The sequence below is a fragment of the Bacillus sp. 5RYD7K genome (assembly GCF_059831465.1).
Window position 1 is genome coordinate 1200144 of record NZ_CP191200.1, and the last position, 19120, is coordinate 1219263.

At 46.7% G+C, this 19120-nt stretch carries 24 protein-coding genes; 21 read left to right on the forward strand and 3 right to left on the reverse strand.

Annotated features, from left to right (window positions below; all coding sequences use genetic code 11):
- The first annotated feature begins 52 nt into the window (after positions 1–52).
- Both malS and ACQE26_RS06035 read left to right on the forward strand, forming a co-directional pair.
- The gene (gene malS, locus ACQE26_RS06030; protein WP_438420826.1) at positions 53–1750 is read left to right on the forward strand and encodes an oxaloacetate-decarboxylating malate dehydrogenase; all 1698 of its coding nucleotides are present in this window, start codon (positions 53–55) and stop codon (positions 1748–1750) included.
- 85 nt (positions 1751–1835) lie between these two features.
- Complete coding sequence (locus tag ACQE26_RS06035) at positions 1836–2792, forward strand: AEC family transporter (protein ID WP_016937625.1); 957 nt, start codon at positions 1836–1838, stop codon at positions 2790–2792.
- 33 nt (positions 2793–2825) lie between these two features.
- Here the strand turns inward: ACQE26_RS06035 and racA are convergent, their stop codons facing one another.
- Positions 2826–3389, reverse strand: a complete 564-nt coding sequence (racA, locus tag ACQE26_RS06040; RefSeq protein ID WP_500470973.1) for a chromosome-anchoring protein RacA — start codon at positions 3387–3389, stop codon at positions 2826–2828.
- Between the two features lie 111 nt (positions 3390–3500).
- Entirely contained in the window at positions 3501–3884 is a 384-nt protein-coding gene (gene gloA2 / locus ACQE26_RS06045) for an SMU1112c/YaeR family gloxylase I-like metalloprotein (RefSeq protein ID WP_500470974.1), read from the reverse strand.
- A gap of 111 nt (positions 3885–3995) precedes the next feature.
- On the opposite strand from gloA2, the gene prfA reads away from it, so the two are divergent.
- The 3 genes from prfA (at position 3996) to ACQE26_RS06060 (ending at position 6277) form a co-directional block, all read left to right on the forward strand.
- Positions 3996–5066 (forward strand): peptide chain release factor 1, encoded by a 1071-nt coding sequence (gene prfA / locus ACQE26_RS06050; RefSeq protein ID WP_029575294.1) that lies wholly within the window; start codon positions 3996–3998, stop codon positions 5064–5066.
- A gap of 1 nt (position 5067) precedes the next feature.
- On the forward strand, positions 5068–5928 hold the full coding sequence (prmC, locus tag ACQE26_RS06055) for a peptide chain release factor N(5)-glutamine methyltransferase (RefSeq protein WP_198698184.1): 861 nt from the start codon (positions 5068–5070) through the stop codon (positions 5926–5928).
- Positions 5929–5998: 70 nt separating this feature from the next.
- A complete protein-coding gene (locus ACQE26_RS06060; RefSeq protein ID WP_029575295.1) occupies positions 5999–6277 on the forward strand; it encodes a DUF5316 family protein in 279 nt (92 codons plus the stop codon).
- On the opposite strand, the gene ACQE26_RS06065 is transcribed toward ACQE26_RS06060, so the two are convergent.
- Positions 6264–6638 (reverse strand): UPF0715 family protein, encoded by a 375-nt coding sequence (locus ACQE26_RS06065; RefSeq protein ID WP_500470976.1) that lies wholly within the window; start codon positions 6636–6638, stop codon positions 6264–6266. The two genes, ACQE26_RS06060 and ACQE26_RS06065, sit on opposite strands and share 14 nt — an antisense overlap.
- Positions 6639–6798: 160 nt before the next feature.
- On the opposite strand from ACQE26_RS06065, the gene spoIIR reads away from it, so the two are divergent.
- The 16 genes from spoIIR (at position 6799) to atpG (ending at position 19108) form a co-directional block, all read left to right on the forward strand.
- Complete coding sequence (gene spoIIR, locus ACQE26_RS06070) at positions 6799–7479, forward strand: stage II sporulation protein R (RefSeq protein ID WP_500470977.1); 681 nt, start codon at positions 6799–6801, stop codon at positions 7477–7479.
- A 72-nt stretch (positions 7480–7551) separates the two neighbouring features.
- The gene (locus ACQE26_RS06075) at positions 7552–7995 is read left to right on the forward strand and encodes a GNAT family N-acetyltransferase (protein WP_060964052.1); all 444 of its coding nucleotides are present in this window, start codon (positions 7552–7554) and stop codon (positions 7993–7995) included.
- Positions 7996–8151: 156 nt separating this feature from the next.
- Complete coding sequence (locus tag ACQE26_RS06080) at positions 8152–9192, forward strand: L-threonylcarbamoyladenylate synthase (protein ID WP_500470979.1); 1041 nt, start codon at positions 8152–8154, stop codon at positions 9190–9192.
- Between the two features lie 69 nt (positions 9193–9261).
- Complete coding sequence (locus ACQE26_RS06085) at positions 9262–9819, forward strand: manganese efflux pump MntP (RefSeq protein ID WP_489201954.1); 558 nt, start codon at positions 9262–9264, stop codon at positions 9817–9819.
- A 73-nt stretch (positions 9820–9892) separates the two neighbouring features.
- On the forward strand, positions 9893–10348 hold the full coding sequence (locus ACQE26_RS06090; RefSeq protein WP_047475863.1) for a low molecular weight protein arginine phosphatase: 456 nt from the start codon (positions 9893–9895) through the stop codon (positions 10346–10348).
- Positions 10349–10478: 130 nt separating this feature from the next.
- Positions 10479–10928, forward strand: coding sequence for a ribose 5-phosphate isomerase B (rpiB, locus tag ACQE26_RS06095; protein ID WP_016937637.1), 450 nt, complete (start codon positions 10479–10481; stop codon positions 10926–10928).
- A gap of 13 nt (positions 10929–10941) precedes the next feature.
- Positions 10942–11484, forward strand: a complete 543-nt coding sequence (locus ACQE26_RS06100) for a TIGR01440 family protein (RefSeq protein WP_264819287.1) — start codon at positions 10942–10944, stop codon at positions 11482–11484.
- Between the two features lie 147 nt (positions 11485–11631).
- Positions 11632–12879 carry a serine hydroxymethyltransferase gene (gene glyA / locus ACQE26_RS06105; protein WP_060964057.1) on the forward strand — a complete coding sequence of 416 codons (1248 nt, stop codon included), beginning with the start codon at positions 11632–11634 and terminating at the stop codon, positions 12877–12879.
- Positions 12880–13013: 134 nt separating this feature from the next.
- Entirely contained in the window at positions 13014–13643 is a 630-nt protein-coding gene (gene upp, locus ACQE26_RS06110; protein ID WP_060964058.1) for a uracil phosphoribosyltransferase, read from the forward strand.
- Positions 13644–14063: 420 nt separating this feature from the next.
- Positions 14064–14447: an ATP synthase subunit I gene (atpI, locus tag ACQE26_RS06115; protein WP_013353910.1), complete on the forward strand. Its 384-nt coding sequence runs from the start codon at positions 14064–14066 to the stop codon at positions 14445–14447.
- A 7-nt stretch (positions 14448–14454) separates the two neighbouring features.
- The gene (gene atpB / locus ACQE26_RS06120; RefSeq protein WP_016937643.1) at positions 14455–15189 is read left to right on the forward strand and encodes a F0F1 ATP synthase subunit A; all 735 of its coding nucleotides are present in this window, start codon (positions 14455–14457) and stop codon (positions 15187–15189) included.
- 46 nt (positions 15190–15235) lie between these two features.
- On the forward strand, positions 15236–15448 hold the full coding sequence (atpE, locus tag ACQE26_RS06125) for a F0F1 ATP synthase subunit C (RefSeq protein ID WP_003151167.1): 213 nt from the start codon (positions 15236–15238) through the stop codon (positions 15446–15448).
- 141 nt (positions 15449–15589) lie between these two features.
- Positions 15590–16102, forward strand: a complete 513-nt coding sequence (atpF, locus tag ACQE26_RS06130; protein WP_016937644.1) for a F0F1 ATP synthase subunit B — start codon at positions 15590–15592, stop codon at positions 16100–16102.
- A complete protein-coding gene (locus tag ACQE26_RS06135) occupies positions 16099–16644 on the forward strand; it encodes a F0F1 ATP synthase subunit delta (protein WP_003151169.1) in 546 nt (181 codons plus the stop codon). Before atpF ends, ACQE26_RS06135 begins: the two co-directional genes overlap by 4 nt.
- Positions 16645–16660: 16 nt before the next feature.
- Positions 16661–18169, forward strand: a complete 1509-nt coding sequence (gene atpA, locus ACQE26_RS06140) for a F0F1 ATP synthase subunit alpha (RefSeq protein ID WP_016937645.1) — start codon at positions 16661–16663, stop codon at positions 18167–18169.
- Positions 18170–18244: 75 nt separating this feature from the next.
- Positions 18245–19108 (forward strand): ATP synthase F1 subunit gamma, encoded by an 864-nt coding sequence (gene atpG, locus ACQE26_RS06145; protein WP_003151172.1) that lies wholly within the window; start codon positions 18245–18247, stop codon positions 19106–19108.
- The last annotated feature ends 12 nt before the right edge of the window (positions 19109–19120 follow it).

The following is a 19120-nucleotide window of genomic DNA, read 5'->3' on the forward strand; positions in this document are numbered from 1 at the left end:
ATTGGGTAATTACTTAACTTTGTTAACTATTTGAAGAAAGAAGGAGATTTTCTTGAATAATATTAAAGTAACGAAGGAAGGCAACTTAGAAACTACTTTAAGAGGAAAAGAAGTTCTATCTATCCCTACTTTAAATAAAGGTGTTGCGTTTTCAGCAGAGGAAAGAAAAAGCCTTGGATTAGACGGGCTGCTTCCTCCGACAATTCTGTCTCTTGATGAGCAGGCTAAACGCGCATACGAGCAGTTTCAGGCTCAGCCGGACCGCCTTCGCCAAAACGTGTATTTGAATGATTTGCAAAACCGTAACGAAGTTCTTTTCTTTAAATTGCTTCAAAACCATCTTCGCGAAATGCTGCCGGTTGTTTACACACCGACTGTCGGTGAAGCGATTCAAGAATACAGCCATGAGTACAGAAGACCTCAAGGGATTTACCTTTCTATCGACAATGTGGAAGGCATTGAAGAAGCATTTGAAAACCTTCATGCCACTGCCGGCGATATTGATCTGATCGTTGCGACAGACTCAGAAAGCATCCTCGGAATCGGTGACTGGGGTGTAGGCGGAATCAACATCGCCATCGGTAAATTAGCCGTATACACAGCCGCTGCCGGTATTGATCCAAGCCGTGTTATTCCTGTCGTTCTTGACGTCGGTACGAACAATGAAAAACTTCTGAACGATCCTTTATACATCGGTAACCGCCATGAACGTATCCAAGGCGAACGTTATGAAGCTTTCATTGACGCTTATGTAAAAGCTGCGCTTAAATATTTCCCTAAAGCTCTTCTTCACTGGGAAGACCTTGGAAACAAAAACGCGCGCAATATCATGAAGAAATACAACCATGAAATTCTTACTTTCAACGATGATATTCAAGGTACTGGTGCGATTACGCTTGCAGGTGTGCTTGCAGCTATGAAGAAAACAGGCGCTTCTATTAAAGATCAGCGTGTGGTTGTCTTCGGTGCGGGATCTGCCGGAATCGGAATCGCTGACCAAATCCGCGACACTATGGTGCTTGCAGGTCTTTCTGAAGAAGAGGCTAACAAAGCATTCTACACAATGGACTACAGAGGCCTGTTAGTTGAAGGTATGGAAAACATTCTTGATTTCCAAGAGCCGTACCTGCGCACAGCTGAAGAAATTAAAGATTGGAAACGCGATGAAAATGGACAAATTCCTTTCATTGAAGTAATCCGTCAAGCAAAACCGACTATCTTAATCGGTACTTCAGGCCAAAGCGGCGCATTCAGTGAAGAAATCGTAAAAGAAATGGCGAAACACGTTGAGCGTCCGGTCATCATGCCGATGTCTAATCCGACACCGCTTGCTGAAGCCGTTCCTAGCGATCTTTTCAAATGGACTGACGGTAAAGTTCTTGTGGCAACAGGAAGCCCGTTTGAAAATGTTGAGTACAATGGCGTTTCTCATGAAATCGGACAATCTAACAACGCATTCGCGTTCCCTGGACTTGGCCTTGGTTCAATCGTTGTAGAAGCGAAAGTGATTACTCCTGCAATGTTTGCGGCAACTGCTGACGCAATCGCAGAAAGCGTTGATTTTGAAACACCGGGTGCAGGCCTTCTGCCGAGCATGAGCGACTTACAAGAAGTTTCAATTAAAGTTGCGATCGCCGTAGCAGAAACTGCAATTAAAGAAGGCGTGGCAAACCGCGTTCCTGAAAATGTAGAACAAGCCGTTCTTGATGCAATGTGGAAACCGCAATACAAACAAGTTGTCGCTAAATAATTTTACGATTAATTTTACAGTCCGAGGGAAAGCTTTTATATAAAGGCTAAAGTATACGGACATTAAGGATTTGGAGGAGAATATTTTGAGCTTCTTAGATATTTTAATCCTCCTGGCACCGATCTTTTTCGTGATCGTGCTGGGTTGGTTCGCAGGTCGCTTCGGAAGTTATGACGCGAAGTCAGCAAAAGGGGTAAGCACCTTAGTTACGAAGTACGCGCTTCCGGCGCATTTTATCGCCAGTATTTTAACCACTTCAAGAAGTGCGTTTTTAACACAGGTTCCTTTAATGATCGCTTTGATCATCGGGATCGTCGGATTCTATATCGTCATTCTGCTGGTTTGTAAATTCATCTTTAAGTATGATTTAACGAACTCATCTGTATTTTCTTTAAACTCAGCCCAGCCGACATTTGCATTTATGGGTATTCCTGTACTCGGAAGCTTATTCGGCGCAAACGAAGTAGCGATTCCTATTGCCGTAACAGGTATCGTGGTTAACGCCATGCTTGATCCGATTGCGATCATTATCGCTACTGTCGGTGAGTCATCTAAGAAGCAAGACAGTGAAAACGAGAATTTCTGGAAAATGACTGGTAAGTCTATTCTTCACGGTCTTTCCGAACCGCTTGCGGCTGCACCGCTTATCAGTATCATCCTTGTGCTGTTCGGTGTAAGTCTTCCTGAGCTCGGCGATAAAATGCTTGAGCAGCTCGGAAGCACAACATCAGGTGTTGCGCTCTTCGCCGTCGGTGTAACTGTCGGTATCCGCAACATCAAGCTCAGTGTGCCGGCTTTCGGTATCGCTTTGTTAAAAGTTGCCGTTCAGCCTGCATTGATGTACTTGATCGCTCTTGCAGTCGGACTTCCGGCTGACCAGATCACAAAAGCGGTATTGCTTGTTGCATTCCCTGGATCTGCGGTAGCGGCGATGATTGCCACACGTTTCGAAAAACAAGAGGAAGAAACTGCGTCTGCGTTCGTGATCAGTGCGATTTTATCTCTAATCTCACTGCCGATCATCATTGCGCTGACTGCATAATGAAAAGCTCCCTGTTTCAGGGAGCTTTTTTCATTAGAATTGAAATTTAAAAGGCGAAAATCTCGTTTTTTTTCTGGGTTTCTTATGTTCTGAAGAAGCGGCTGTTTCTGAGAGGGGAGCAGTCTGGGCGAGTTCCTGGATGCGGGAGGCCAATGTCTGCAATTCGGCATTGAGGTCGTCGATTTCCCGTCTGTGCTGAAGAAGCTGATAAGACACCCCTTCATCCGCCTTTTGTTTCAGCTGGCGTTCCAGCTCATCTATTCTTGATAGCAGTTGGTCCCCGTCCTGTTTCTCTTTCGTGAGAATATCCAGTTTGCGTTCCAGCTCTGCTAACCTTTGTTCGGCGCTGCCGCTCGTTTTCGGCCGCTGCAAAATAAAGCCCGTCCGTTTTTTTAGCTGCCGGGGCACTTGTACGTCCAGCAGAGCGGTGCCTTCAGAAATTTGCCGTTTGACCGATTTAAGCACATCAAGGTCCTCAGGCGTAAAGGAATAATGCCCGAGCTCATTCCGTTCAGCCGGAAGATTCAGCTGCTTGACCCACCTTTGTACCGTTTTTGCGGAGACACCGAGTTCTTTCGCGGCCATGTTTGTATTCATGATCACATACCTCCTTTTCAGCTAGGTATTCGACCATGAGGCGGCGTTCCCTTCATGTTAGACAAAACAAGAAGGAATTCGCCAAAGAAAGCAACATTTCTTCAAAAAACGTTACGCTTCATACAATTCTAGCGGAAGCTTGTCGGGATCGAAGAAAAAGGTAAAGCGTTTCCCCGTCAGCGGATCGGTTCTGACCGGTTCTGTGGCGATGCCCTTTTCCTTTAACTCCCTGACGGCCGCTTCAAGATCGTTTACAGTGAAGGCGAGGTGCCGGAGACCTGCTGCTTCAGGACGGGTCGGCCGCTCGGGCGGATCGGGAAAGGAAAACAATTCAATCACATATGTGCCGTCCAGCGCCAGATCGAGTTTATAAGACCCGCGCTCCTTTCGGTAAGTTTCTTTTATAATGCCGAAACCGAGCGTTTCGGTGTAAAAAGCTTTCGACTTTTCATAATCAGAGCATATGATTGCTATATGGTGGATGGATTTCAGCATATCCGCTCCTCCTTTTTTGTTTCAGTATAGCAGAGGCCGATTGCTTTTGACTGGCGATAAGCCCTATACTATAATGAGAATGTTACGCACAGGAAAACAGAGGTGAAGACCGTGTTAGACCGTTTACAGTCAATTGAACAACGATACGAAAAATTAAATGAGCTTTTAAGTGATCCGGAAGTGGTCAACGATCCGAAAAAGCTTAGAGAATATTCGAAAGAGCAATCTGATATACAGGAAACTGTTGAAGTCTATAGACAATACAGAGACGCATCAGAACAGCTTGCCGATGCGAAAGCAATGCTTGAGGATAAGCTTGATGCCGATATGAGAGAAATGGTGAAGGAAGAAATCTCCGAGCTGCAAGGAGAGACCGAAACCTTATCAGAGCGTTTGAAAGTGCTCCTCATCCCGAAAGACCCGAACGATGACAAAAACGTAATCATGGAGATCCGCGGCGCAGCAGGCGGAGAAGAAGCCGCGCTGTTTGCGGGAAATCTCTACAGAATGTACTCCCGTTATGCCGAAATCCAAGGCTGGAAGACTGAAGTCATGGAAGCAAACGTGACCGGAACGGGCGGTTACAAGGAAATCATCTTTATGATTACGGGAAAAGGCGCGTACTCCAAGCTGAAGTATGAGAATGGGGCGCACCGCGTGCAGCGTGTGCCGGAAACGGAATCAGGCGGCCGCATTCATACGTCTACGGCGACGGTGGCGTGTCTTCCGGAAGCGGAAGAAGTAGAAGTGGACATCCATGAAAAGGATATCCGCGTCGATACATTCGCATCAAGCGGACCGGGCGGACAGAGCGTAAACACGACAATGTCGGCCGTACGCCTGACGCATTTGCCGACGGGTGTCGTCGTATCCTGTCAGGATGAAAAATCTCAGATTAAAAACAAAGAAAAAGCGATGAAGGTGCTCCGTGCCAGAATCTATGATAAATTCCAGCAGGAAGCCCAGGCTGAATATGATCAGACACGCAAATCAGCCGTCGGTTCAGGCGACCGTTCTGAACGTATCCGCACATACAATTTCCCGCAAAACCGTGTGACGGATCACCGCATCGGACTGACGATTCAAAAGCTGGACCAAATCCTTGAAGGAAAGCTTGATGAAGTGGTTGAAGCGTTAATCGTAGAAGACCAGTCAAGCAAGCTCCAGCAGGCGGAAAATTAAGATGAAGACCGTTTTTGAAGCCCTAAGCTGGGCTTCTTCTTATTTAACCGAAGCGGGAAGAGAAAAAAACGCGGCCGAGCTGCTGCTGTTAAATGATACCGGAATGGATCGGAGCAAGCTTCTCGCAAGTCTGCAGGAGCCTGTCGGCGAGGATGAGCTATACCGTTTCAGACGGCATGTGGAAATGCATAAAGAAGGCATTCCGATTCAATATATTATCGGGAAAGAACAGTTTTACGGCCGGGAATTCTTTGTGAATGACGATGTTCTCATTCCGCGTCCGGAAACGGAAGAAGTCGTCTTTCATCTGCTGGACAGACAGAAGCGGGTGTTTTCTGAGGGAGAACGCCTGAATGTCATTGATATCGGAACGGGGAGCGGAGCCATTGCGGTGACGCTTGCGCTTGAATGCGGACATTTTTCAGTATCGGCTTCGGACATTTCAAAAGAAGCGCTTCAGGTGGCGGAAAGAAATGCGCAAAACCTCGGAGCGGACGTCCGCTTTTTGCAGGGAGATCTGTTGACTCCTTTTATTTCATCAGGAATAAAAGCGGATATTATTGTGTCCAACCCGCCGTATATTTCTGAAGAAGAGATGGCGGAGTTATCCGATATCGTCCGTTTTCATGAGCCGCTTCATGCTCTTACAGACGGCGGTGACGGCTTGAAATTCTACAAGCGGTTTATGGAGGAGCTGCCTCTTGTCATGAAAGATAAAGCGCTTGTCGTCTTTGAAATCGGATATAATCAGGGAAAAGCCGTGAAAGACCTGTTCCGTCATTCCTTTCCGAATGCGGAAGTTGAAGTCATAAAGGACATCAATGGAAAAGACAGAACCGTATCCGCGGTCATCACATCATAAAAAAAGCCTGCCTGTGACGCACACGGCAGGCTTTTGTTACAATGGAAAGAAAATGAAAGGGGTAATCGCCTTGAAAAAAGCGTTCGCCTTCGGATGTATACTCGCCGCCGCAGCTTATGCGGCGGGGTTTGTTCTGCCGTTTGGCTTTGACGGCATTTTCGGTGCCGTTACGGCCGTTCTTATCATCACAGCGATCATTGTTTCCGGGTTGGCCGTAAGCGGAGCAGAACAGCGGGCCAATTATCATTCTGAAACAAAAGAAGGCCGGCACGCCCGTTTAAAGATGGCAGCCGTTTTCTTTTGCGCCGCTCTGCCTTCAGCCGTCTGTCTGCTGATTACGCTTCTGTAGCCGGACTTTGTCTTTGCAGCAATACGGAATCCCACACCCAATAGACGGCGGCTGTTAAAACCGCAAAAATATAAAAGACCGAATTAGAAAACAGAGATTGGCCTGACGGCTGCAAAAGACCGAAGATGATCCCGTTTGCGACAAATGACGTTCCTAAATAATAAAGGAAATAAAGCGGATGAAATCTCTTCGGCTTTTTATTCAAAAAGTATTGAAGCGGGAGCGCAAAAATCAAATAGGGAAACAAAAAATAAAATGCCATCGAAATGAAAGCCGCGATAATAAATTGATGAACATACAAAATAGAATAAATGACAGACATACATGCCGCCGACAGCAGCACGGTGTAATTATATTTCATCTGAAAACCCTCCTATCAAAATAATATCGTACCATATTCTGAGTCTGTCAATGCAGATTATCAGCTTGCTAGATTTTTTTCTTCCCGCCGGTTTAAACCTTTTCGGTCATGTCCATAATAAGACTAGATAAAAAAGCACGGAGAGGAACGGTGGGGACCGATGAAACAGACAATGATGATCTGCATATATATTTTTCTTTTATTATCAGGAGCGCTTGCGGGCTTGACGAAAGAAGAAACGGCGCGGGCGTCAGCCAATGAGCCCGTTGTCATACCGGATGAAGCGATACGGCTTCGGATCTTAGCCAACAGTGATAACGATGAGGATCAAACGCTCAAGCGCCAGATCAGAGATGCTGTAAACAAGGAAATCACGGGCTGGGTGAAAGATATCACTTCTATTGAAGAAGCGCGGCGGCTCATCCGTTCAAAGCTTCCTGAAATTAAAGACATCGCCAAACAAACAATGAAAGAAAAAGGTGCGCATCAATCCGTTTCAGTTGAATTCAATAAAATTTCGTTTCCGACAAAGCTTTACGGCAATATGGTCTATCCGGCCGGAAAATATGAAGCGATTTTAATTACCCTCGGCAATGGCGAGGGCGCCAACTGGTGGTGCGTCTTGTTTCCGCCGCTGTGCTTCCTTGATTTCTCAAACGGTGAAGCGGTGAAAGATCAGGAAGACGGCGGACAGAAGCAGGAAGAAACGGAAAAACAGACAGAAAAAGTGATGGATGATGTCAAAGCGAAAGCTGATAAAGCGAAGAAAGAAAATAAAGATGACGATGATACCGAAGTGAAGTTTTTCCTCGTCGATTGGATTTCAGATCTGTTTTCCTGAAGCAAAAAGGCATAAATCCGGATTCGATTCATAGATTGGAAGAAAGAGTTGATCGAAACGGAGGGGAAATATATGTTTTATCAGCTGAGAGTGGCAAGAGATCAAGATACGGAGGCGCTGGAGGCCTTTTTGAAAAAGGCTGATACGGCACATGCGGAAATCGATCAGCAGATCAGCCGGTTTATCATGCTGGAGGACAGTGAGAAAGAGATTGCCGCCTGTCTCGGGATCGAAAAATTCAGCGGCGGAAAAGGGCTTCTCCGTTCACTCGTTATGTCGGACAGGCTGAACCAAAGCCATATCGTTACGCTGTTTCAAAGTATGGATGTGCTGTGCAAAAAACATGAAATTCAAGATGTCTACTTAGTCGCCAATCAGCCCTCATCTGCTGAATTTCTGAATGTGATGGGATTTGAAGAATGCGCAGATGTGCCTGATGAACTGTATACGTCCGAGCATTTCCGCAATTCGTTATGCACAGAGGGTTCGTTTTTGATGGTGAAAACCTCTGCATAACCTCACTTATGCACAAAGTTATCCACTTATCGAAAAGTGTTGTCCACAGTTTGTGGATAACACTTGTTTTATTAAAGGACATCTTTTATACTTTCAAAAGGAATACACGAGAGAAAATAAAGTTTTACCGCTTTAAAATAAGGAGTTTGGTTATACATGAAAACAAGAAGATGGTTTGTGGATTCTTCCGCAGAATTATCCACAACCGATCCCCAGATTACACAAGCCGCGGAATTGCTTCGGCAGAATGAAGTTGTGGCTTTTCCGACAGAAACCGTTTACGGACTGGGCGCTAACGCTGAAAATACGGAAGCCGTAACGAAAATTTATGAGGCGAAAGGAAGGCCGAGCGATAATCCGCTGATTGTGCACATATCTGACATCAGCCAGCTTGATCGTTTTATCAGCCATATTCCTGAAACGGCGAAAAAGCTCATGACGCTTTTTTGGCCGGGCGCGCTGACTCTGGTCTTGCCGTGTAAGCCCGGCGTGCTGTCCCCCCGTGTCACCGCGGGACTTGAGACGGTAGCGGTCAGAATGCCTGATCATCCGGTGGCGTTAGCCCTCATCAGCTCGGCCGGACTGCCGATCGCAGCGCCGAGCGCCAATTTATCAGGAAAACCGAGCCCGACGAAGGCCGGGCATGTGGCTCATGATTTAAACGGCCGCATTGCCGGTATTGTGGACGGCGGAGTGACCGGGATCGGAGTGGAATCAACCGTTCTGTCCTGTACGGGGAAACAGCCCGTGCTGCTTCGTCCGGGCGGCGTGACAAAAGAACAGATTGAATCCGCAGCCGGTCCGGTTCTTGTGGATAAAGGGCTGACCGAAGAAGATCAGGTTCCTATTTCTCCCGGTATGAAATATACACACTATGCGCCTTCTGCGCCGATGGCTATTGCCGACGGCGGCGCTCTGAGAATTCAAGAGCTGGCTGACGAATATAAAAGCCGGGGAAAACGGATCGGCATTTTGACAACAGAGGAGAATGCCGATAGCTACCAGGCTGATTTTATTAAAGTATGCGGCCGGCGCGCCGACCTTGAAACAGTGGCGTCCGCCTTGTACGATGCGCTCCGCAGCTTTGATGATGCAAAAGTGGATATGATTATTTCTGAATCCTTTCCGGACACCGGAGTGGGACTCGCCATTATGAACAGGCTGATGAAGGCTGCGGGCGGCACCGTTATCCATTAACTTGTTCTACCCCTTATCGGACATGCATAAGCTAAACAAGCGGGCACGTCCAAGGGGGTTTTTTATTTCATGTCGAATCTATTCATCGGGGAGCTTGTCTCCTTAAGCATCATGGCATTTGCTTTGGGGACGGATGCTTTTTCCGTCGGGCTCGGAATGGGAATGATTCAGCTGAAGAAAAAACAAATCTTTCATATAGGAATTGTCATCGGGCTGTTTCATGTCATCATGCCGCTGGCAGGAATGGCGGCCGGGCATCTGCTGTCCGGTTTTCTGGGGATGCTTGCCGTTTATATCGGCGGGTCTCTTCTTTTCATTTTAGGAGTGCAAATGATCATCGCCTCGTTTAAGCAATCGGACGGGCCGCTCATATCTCCGGCAGGCTCGGGACTGTTTTTATTCGCGGTCGGTGTCAGTCTTGACAGTTTTTCCGTCGGGCTCAGCCTAGGGATGAACGGCTCCAACCCGATTCTGGCCGTTGCGCTGTTCGGAATCTTCAGCACCGTTTTAACATGGGCGGGTCTCTTGGCGGGAAGAAAGGTGCAATCATGGCTCGGCTCCTACAGCGAAGCGCTCGGCGGAGCCATTTTGATCGGATTCGGGCTGAAATTGCTTTTACCGATATAGGGCTGAGTAAAAAAGAAACGAAGATGCCGTTTCTTTTTTCTTCATTTATAATAGGCAGTAAGAGGTGACGGATATGAAAATAATCTTTGTTTGTACAGGCAATACGTGCCGCAGTCCCATGGCTGAGGCTCTTTTTAAATCCATTGCAGTAACGAAAGGGCTGGACGTCAGCGCAAGCTCTGCCGGAGTGTTTGCGTCCCCGAACGGAAAAGCGTCGGCTCATGCCGTGGAAGCGCTGTTTGAAAAACGGATCGCTCTCAATCACAGCTCATCTCCCTTAACGGAAGAACATATCGAGACGGCCGATCTGGTGCTGACGATGACCGAACAGCATAAACAGCTGATCGAAAGCCGATATCGAAACAGTCATGGTAAAGTATTTACCATTAAAGAATACGTAACGGGAAAAAGCGGCGATATTTCTGACCCGTTCGGCGGTCCGCTTGATGTTTATAAAAGGACGCGGGACGAACTGGAGGAACTGCTGACCCTTTTGGCTGACCAATTGCTTGACGGAAAAAGCAAGTAATCTGTCAGAAAATCTGCAAACAGGTCATTTGCAAAACGAATATGAAAGAGTAGAATAAAATCAACGGATTTCGTAAAAAGGACAAGCACACTGGGCTGTCTTCGCCCAGCCACACCTAGGAGGTAAATGAATGAAAGTAGCTATTGCGTCAGATCACGGCGGCGTCCATATCCGCGAAGAAATCAAAAGTCTGTTGGATGAATTGCAGATTGAATACATTGATATGGGCTGTGAATGCGGCAGCGGTTCTGTTGATTATTCTGACTACGCTTTTCCGGTAGCGGAAAAAGTGGTGAACGGTGAAGTTGACAGGGGAATTTTAATTTGCGGCACAGGCATCGGCATGAGCATTTCCGCAAACAAGGTAAAAGGAATACGCTGTGCGCTTGCGCATGACACCTTCAGCGCAAAAGCGACGCGGGAACACAATGATACGAATGTTCTTGCGATGGGGGAACGCGTCATCGGCCCGGGTCTGGCGCGCGAAATCGCAAAAATCTGGCTGACGACTGAATTTACGGGCGGCCGCCACGAACGGCGGATCGGCAAAATCGCAGATTACGAAGAAAAAAATCTGTAAGAGGTGCTGGACAATGGAAGAGATGAAGCAAAAATGGACGGACATGCTGACTGAATTTCAAGAGCAGGCCGGACTTAAGGACGGCAGTCTGCTGGTCATCGGGTGCAGTACGAGTGAAGCCGCCGGAAGCCGGATCGGCACCGCGGGGAGCGGCGATTGGGCTGAATTGATTTACGGCGGACTTGCCCGGTTCAAAGAAAAAACGGGTGTTCACCTTGCTTTTCAATGCTGCGAGCATTTAAACAGGGCGCTTGTCATTGAGGCGGAAACGGCCGAGCGGTTCAGGCTCCCCATCGTTTCAGCCGTCCCCGTCCCGAAAGCGGGCGGAGCGATGGCTTCATATGCATACCGGCAGATGCAGTCTCCCGTGCTCGCTGAATCGATTCAGGCTGACGCCGGAATTGACATCGGTGATACGTTCATCGGCATGCATTTAAAACCCGTTGCCGTCCCTGTCCGGATATCAAGCCGTGAGCTCGGAGAAGCGCATGTGACGATGGCCCGGACAAGGCCGAAGCTGATCGGCGGAATTCGTGCCGTTTATGAATGCGAATGATGAAAATACTTTCCCTGTATAATGTTCGTGTTTTCCAATTAAATATTGTGATTTTTTTAAATAAGCTGTTACATTCACCTGAAAAACCATGTACAATAAGGGTGGTAAAAATAAAGAACAGGAAACGGATAGGAGAGGATTTCGCTGATGAAACATTTACCTGCACAAGATCAACAAGTGTTTAACGCCATTAAAAATGAGCGTAAGCGTCAACAGACTAATATCGAATTAATTGCTTCTGAAAACTTCGTGACGGAAGCGGTAATGGAAGCGCAAGGCTCTGTTTTAACAAACAAATATGCTGAAGGCTACCCCGGCAAACGCTACTACGGCGGCTGTGAGCACGTTGATGTCGTTGAGGACATCGCCCGCGACCGCGCGAAAGAGATTTTTGGAGCCGAGCATGTAAACGTTCAGCCGCACTCAGGCGCTCAGGCGAACATGGCTGTTTACTTCACGATTTTAGAGCACGGCGACACGGTGCTCGGGATGAACCTCTCCCACGGCGGCCACTTAACACACGGAAGCCCGGTTAATTTCAGCGGCGTTCAATACAACTTTGTTGAATACGGTGTCGATAAAGACACGCAATATATAGATTATGAAGATGTGCGTGAAAAAGCGCTGGCGCATAAGCCGAAACTGATCGTTGCCGGAGCGAGCGCGTATCCCCGCACGATCGACTTTAAAAAATTCCGCGAAATCGCTGATGAAGTCGGCGCTTACTTCATGGTCGACATGGCGCATATCGCGGGTCTTGTCGCGGCCGGCCTTCATCCGAATCCGGTTCCTTACGCTGACTTTGTAACGACAACGACTCACAAAACACTTCGCGGACCGCGCGGAGGAATGATCCTTTGCCGTGAAGAGTTCGGCAAAAAGATTGATAAATCCATTTTCCCAGGCATCCAAGGCGGACCGCTTATGCATGTCATCGCGGCCAAAGCCGTTTCTTTCGGGGAAGTGCTTGAAGATGATTTCAAAACATATGCGCAAAACGTCATCTCGAACGCGAAGCGTCTTGCTGAATCTCTGACCAAAGAGGGCATTCAGCTCGTATCAGGCGGAACGGATAACCACCTCGTGCTTGTCGACCTCCGTTCTCTCGGTCTGACCGGAAAAGTCGCTGAACATGTTCTTGATGAAATCGGCATTACATCTAATAAAAACGCGATCCCTTATGATCCGGAAAAACCGTTTGTCACAAGCGGAATCCGTCTCGGTACGGCAGCTGTGACAAGCCGCGGATTTGACGGTGACGCACTTGAAGAAGTCGGCGCCATCATCGGCCTTGCGCTGAAAAATCATGAAGACGAAGCAAAGCTTGAAGAAGCAAGACAGCGCGTATCTGCCTTGACTGAAAAGTTTCCTTTATATAAAGAACTGGACTATTAATAAGGAAGAAACCCGCCGGAAGCTTAATCCGGCGGGTTTTTTTATGATTTTCTTGAAACTGTTTGTCTTTTTCTGTAGAATCAATAGAAGTGTGAAAAAGTCACTCGGATAACAAAAAAGGAGCTGAACACAGTATGGGAAAGGTTTACGTATTTGATCATCCTTTAATCCAGCATAAGCTGACATATATTCGGAATGAAAATACAGGCACAAAGGATTTCAGAGACCTTGTGGACGAAGTTGCATCACTGATGGCGTTTGAAATTACACGTGATCTTCCTCTTAAAGATGTGGAAGTGAAAACACCTGTTCAAACAGCGACATCCAAAGTGATTTCAGGGAAGAAACTCGGTATCGTGCCGATCCTGAGAGCGGGTCTCGGAATGGTTGACGGCATGCTGAAATTAATCCCTGCGGCCAAAGTGGGACATGTCGGATTATACCGTGATCCGGAAACCTTAAAACCGGTGGAATACTATGTGAAGCTTCCTTCTGATGTGGAAGAACGTGAATTTATTGTCGTGGACCCGATGCTTGCAACGGGAGGCTCTGCGGTTGAAGCGATAAACAGCCTGAAAAAACGCGGGGCGAGAAACATTCGTTTCATGTGTCTTGTAGCGGCTCCCGAAGGCGTGGAAGAGCTGCAGAAACACCATTCAGACGTTGATATTTACATCGCGGCCCTGGATGAAAAGCTGAATGAAAAAGGCTATATCGTTCCGGGTCTCGGTGACGCGGGTGACAGACTGTACGGAACAAAATAAATCGGAAAACCTCATTCAGAGGTTTTCTTTTTTTTATCCAAATTTTTGCTGAAAGGGGAGAGTTCATACATTTATAGGTGAATTTGTGAACATTCTGTGTATGCTTCCGGTATAAAAAGTTTTTTAACTTTAAACAGATTGACACATGTTAGGGGCTATTGTATGCTAAACGAGGGTATTATGAGAAGGTTTTCATTCCTTTCATTTCTAGTATCCATCCTCATTTTAAATCCTCCAAAAAAACCCGTTATATGAGGATTTATCTAAGCGAATGAAACAGCATCCCGCATCAGGAGGATGAGTGGTTTTTTCGAACAGGCCGTTTTTTTGCGGGACAAAAAAGGCCTTCTGCAAAGGGTTAACCGCATGTATGCCGTATCCAGGAATTATATTACTTTTTCATCAGGAGACAGATAGTTGATGGACGATCCCAATCTTACATTCAGCAGACAACGGAGATATGTATTTGTGATCTTGGCAATCTATTTGCTGGGATATGGTCTTACGGCGTATAAAACTGTTTTTTTAGGCCTCTTTTTGGGAACTGTTTTCAGTTTGTTTAATCTGTGGCTCTTGACCAGAAGAATGAATGCTTTTGACAAGGCCGTAGCGAAAGGAAAGTCCATACGATCACTCGGGAGCGCAGCGCGTTGGTGCAATGCGATACTTGCGATGGCTATCGCCTTTAAATATCCCGACAAAGTCAGTGTGGCAAGTGTGATTATTGGATTAATGACAATTTATCCCGTCATTATGATAGATTCCATTATTCAGCTCAAACGTTCATCAATGGAAGAGAGGTGAAAACCCATTGAATCACGATTACAGAACTATTGATTTGTATGGTCTTACTTTTAATCTGACAAACATTCTGATGATTACTGTGGCAAGTGTGATTGTGCTGCTGATTGCGATTCTTACTACGAGAACGCTGTCCATCCGTCCGGGAAAAGCCCAGAACTTCATGGAATGGATTGTTGATTTTGTCCGCAATATTATAGGCAGTACAATGGATTTAAAGACAGGGGCTAACTTCTTGGCGCTTGGTGTAACCTTGCTGATGTACATATTTGTATCAAATATGCTGGGGCTGCCGTTTTCTGTAACGGTCGGACACGAGCTTTGGTGGAAATCACCGACGGCTGATCCGGCTATTACTCTGACTCTAGCCGTTATGGTCGTGTCATTAACACACTACTACGGCGTGAAAATGAAAGGTTTGAAGGAATATTCTAAGGATTACCTCAGACCGGTTCCGCTTATGTTCCCGATGAAGATCATTGAGGAGTTTGCGAATACGCTGACACTCGGACTTCGTCTTTACGGTAACATTTTCGCCGGGGAAATTCTTCTTGGCCTTCTTGCAAATCTGGCGACGAATTTCTACTCAAACAGTTTCTTTCTCGGTTTGGTCGGTACAGTCGGAGCCATTATTCCGATGCTTGCATGGCAGGCATTCAGCTTGTTCATCGGTACCATCCAGGCATTTATCTTTACGATGCTGACGATGGTGTACATGTCACACAAAATCAGTCATGATCATTAAAATCATATATCCAATTCGGATAACATTTTAAAGGAGGAACTTTTTCATGAATTTAATAGCAGCTGCGATTGCAATCGGTTTAGGTGCACTTGGTGCAGGTATTGGTAACGGTTTGATTGTTTCACGTACGGTAGAGGGAATTGCCCGTCAGCCGGAAGCAGGAAAAGAACTTAGAACTCTTATGTTCATGGGTATCGCATTGGTTGAGGCCCTTCCAATTATCGCTGTCGTTATCGCGTTCTTAGCGTTCTTTGGCTAAGCATAAAAGCCTTATATGAACTAAAAATGGCGAAGATCACTCTAAGAGAACCTTCGCCATTGCTTTATGTCTGATAAGCAGGCCGTCTTGAAACGGCTTTTATCAGCAGAGAAAACCTGCAGAAGGGAGTTGCCGTAGTAGATGTCTCAATTACCTCTTGAATTAGGACTGTCGTTTAACGGCGGAGATATCCTATTCCAATTGTTAGCTATGTTAGTTTTATTAGCGCTTCTCAAGAAATTCGCTCTTGGACCGCTATTAAATATAATGAAACAGCGTGAAGATCATATCACCGGCGAAATTACGTCCGCTGAAGAAAGAAATAAAGAAGCGCAGAAGCTGATTGAAGAGCAGCGCGTTCTTCTAAAAGAAGCGAAACAGGAATCACAATCACTCATTGAAAATGCGAAAAAACTGGGTGAAAAGCAGAAGGAAGACATTATCCAGGCTGCGCGCGCCGAGTCTGAAAGATTAAAAGAAGCGGCGAGAACCGAAATTGTCAAAGAAAAAGAACAAGCGGTTTCCGCACTTCGCGAGCAAGTCGCATCACTTTCTGTCTTAATCGCATCGAAAGTGATCGAAAAAGAGCTTGATGAACAAGCCCAGGAAAAACTGATTCAGGATTATCTTAAAGAGGTAGGAGAGAGCCGATGAGTGGATCTGCTGTCTCTAAACGATACGCGTCAGCGCTTTTCGACATTGCCGTTGAGACTTCTCAAATCAATGAAATCGAAGAAGAGCTTACCGTACTAAAAGAAGTTTTCCGAAACGAAGCCGGATTACAGGAAGTGTTAAGCCATCCGAAGGTATCGGCTGCTAAGAAAAAAGAGCTGATTCAGCAATCGTTCGGCGCACTGTCTGAGTCTGTGCTGCATACGATTTTTCTTCTGATTGACCGCCGCCGGTCTTCGATTGTGCCTGATCTCACAGACGAGTTTATCAAACTCGCCAATCAGGCACGTCAGACAGAGGATGCGGTTGTTTATTCAGTAAAACCGCTGTCAGAAGCGGAAATGTTATCATTATCTCAAGTGTTTGCAAAAAAAGCCGGAATCGCTTCGCTCAGAATCAGAAATGAAGTGCAGACGGATTTAATAGGCGGCATTAAAGTCCGCATTGGAAACCGGATTTATGACGGAAGCGTGAGCGGAAAGCTTGAGCGCATGGAACGTCAACTTGCCGGAGGAAATCGATAGAAGGGGTGAAACCTAAGTGAGCATCAAAGCTGAAGAGATTAGCACGCTGATAAAGCAGCAAATTCAAAATTACCAATCTGAAATTGAAGTTCATGACGTAGGTACAGTCATCCAAGTCGGAGACGGTATTGCGCGTGTGCACGGCCTTGATAATTGTATGGCCGGTGAACTTGTTGAGTTTTCAAACGGCGTTTTGGGTATGGCTCAAAACCTTGAAGAATCCAACGTAGGTATCGTTATCTTAGGACCTTACAGAGATATCCGTGAAGGTGATGAGGTCAAAAGAACGGGCCGCATCATGGAAGTTCCTGTAGGTGAAGAATTAATCGGACGTATCGTCAACCCGCTCGGACAGCCGGTAGACGGAATGGGTCCGATTCTGACAAGCAAAACCCGCCCGATCGAAAGCCAAGCACCAGGCGTAATGGACCGTAAATCGGTACATGAGCCGCTGCAAACGGGTATCAAAGCGATCGACGCGTTAATTCCGATCGGCCGCGGACAGCGTGAGCTGATTATCGGGGACCGTCAGACAGGTAAAACATCTGTTGCGATTGATACAATCTTAAACCAAAAAGACCAAGACATGATCTGTGTGTATGTAGCGATCGGTCAAAAAGAATCTACAGTACGCGGCGTGGTGGAAACACTTCGTAAGCATGGCGCGCTTGATTACACGATTGTCGTGACGGCGTCTGCTTCACAGCCGGCTCCGCTTCTTTACCTTGCACCGTATGCAGGGGTGACAATGGGTGAAGAATTCATGTACAACGGCAAGCACGTTCTCGTCGTATATGATGATTTATCCAAACAAGCGGCCGCTTACCGTGAGCTGTCATTGCTTCTTCGCCGTCCGCCGGGCCGTGAAGCATTCCCTGGGGATGTATTCTATCTTCACTCCCGTCTGCTTGAGCGCGCAGCCAAGCTGAGTGACGCTAAAGGTGCAGGATCAATTACGGCGCTGCCGTTCGTCGAAACACAAGCAGGAGATATCTCCGCTTATATCCCGACAAACGTCATTTCCATTACTGACGGACAGATTTTCCTTCAATCCGACTTATTCTTCTCAGGCGTGCGTCCTGCGATCAATGCCGGATTATCCGTATCCCGTGTCGGCGGATCAGCCCAAATCAAAGCGATGAAGAAGGTAGCGGGAACATTGCGTCTTGACCTTGCTTCATACCGTGAACTTGAAGCATTCGCCCAATTCGGATCTGATCTTGACCAGGCGACTCAGGCGAAACTGAACCGCGGAGCGCGTACAGTTGAAGTGCTGAAACAAGACTTGAATAAACCGCTTCCGGTTGAAAAACAGGTAGCCATTCTTTATGCGCTGACAAAAGGATATCTTGATGATATTCCGGTTGCGGATATCAGACGTTTTGAAGAAGAGTACTACATGTACCTTGATCAAAACCATAAAGATCTGCTTGACGGCATTGCGAAAACAGGAAACCTTCCTGCTGATGAAGACTTCAAAGCTGCAATCGAAGGCTTCAAACGCACATTTGCACCAAGCAACTAACCCTTAGAAGATGAGAGAAAAAGGTTCTCTTTTTCTCTCTTTTTACGCAAATGAAGAATAAAGGTGGTGAAATCTTTGGCCTCATTACGCGATATTAAGTCAAGGATCACGTCAACGAAAAAAACAAGCCAGATTACAAAAGCCATGCAGATGGTATCCGCTGCGAAGCTGAACCGTGCGGAAACCAACGCGAAGTCATTTGCTCCGTATATGGATAAGATCCAGGAGGTTGTGTTTAACGTCGGAAAAGGCGCGAAAAACGCGAAACACCCGATGCTTGTCTCAAGAGAAGTGAAAAAGACGGCGTATCTCGTCATTACGTCTGACCGCGGGCTTGCGGGTGCGTTTAACAGTTCGGTTTTGCGAAACGCTTACCGCACCATTCAAGAACGCCATCAGTCTAAAGATGAATACACGGTGATTGCAATCGGCAGAGTCGGCCGCGATTTCTTCAAAAAACGGGAAATGCCGATTTTGTCTGAGTTAGTGGGGCTTGGCGACGAGGTCACTTTTGCTCAGATTAAGGATTTGACCCGTCAGACGGTTCAAATGTTTATCGACGGCGCTTTTGATGAACTGCATTTGGTGTATAACCATTTCGTCAGTGCGATTTCACAGGAAGTGACGGAGAAAAAAGTGCTGCCTTTAACGGATTTCGGAACGAGCGGCGGGAAGCGCACGGCTTCTTACGAGTTCGAACCGGATGAAGAAGAGGTGCTCGAAGTGCTGCTTCCTCAATATGCGGAAAGCTTAATTTACGGCGCGCTTCTTGACAGTAAAGCAAGTGAACACGCTGCGAGAATGACAGCAATGAAAAATGCGACTGATAATGCGAAAGAACTCATTGATTCACTTTCGCTTTCATATAACCGCGCGCGTCAAGCGGCGATTACACAAGAAATTACCGAAATTGTCGGCGGTGCAGCCGCTTTAGAATAGAAAGATTTTGTC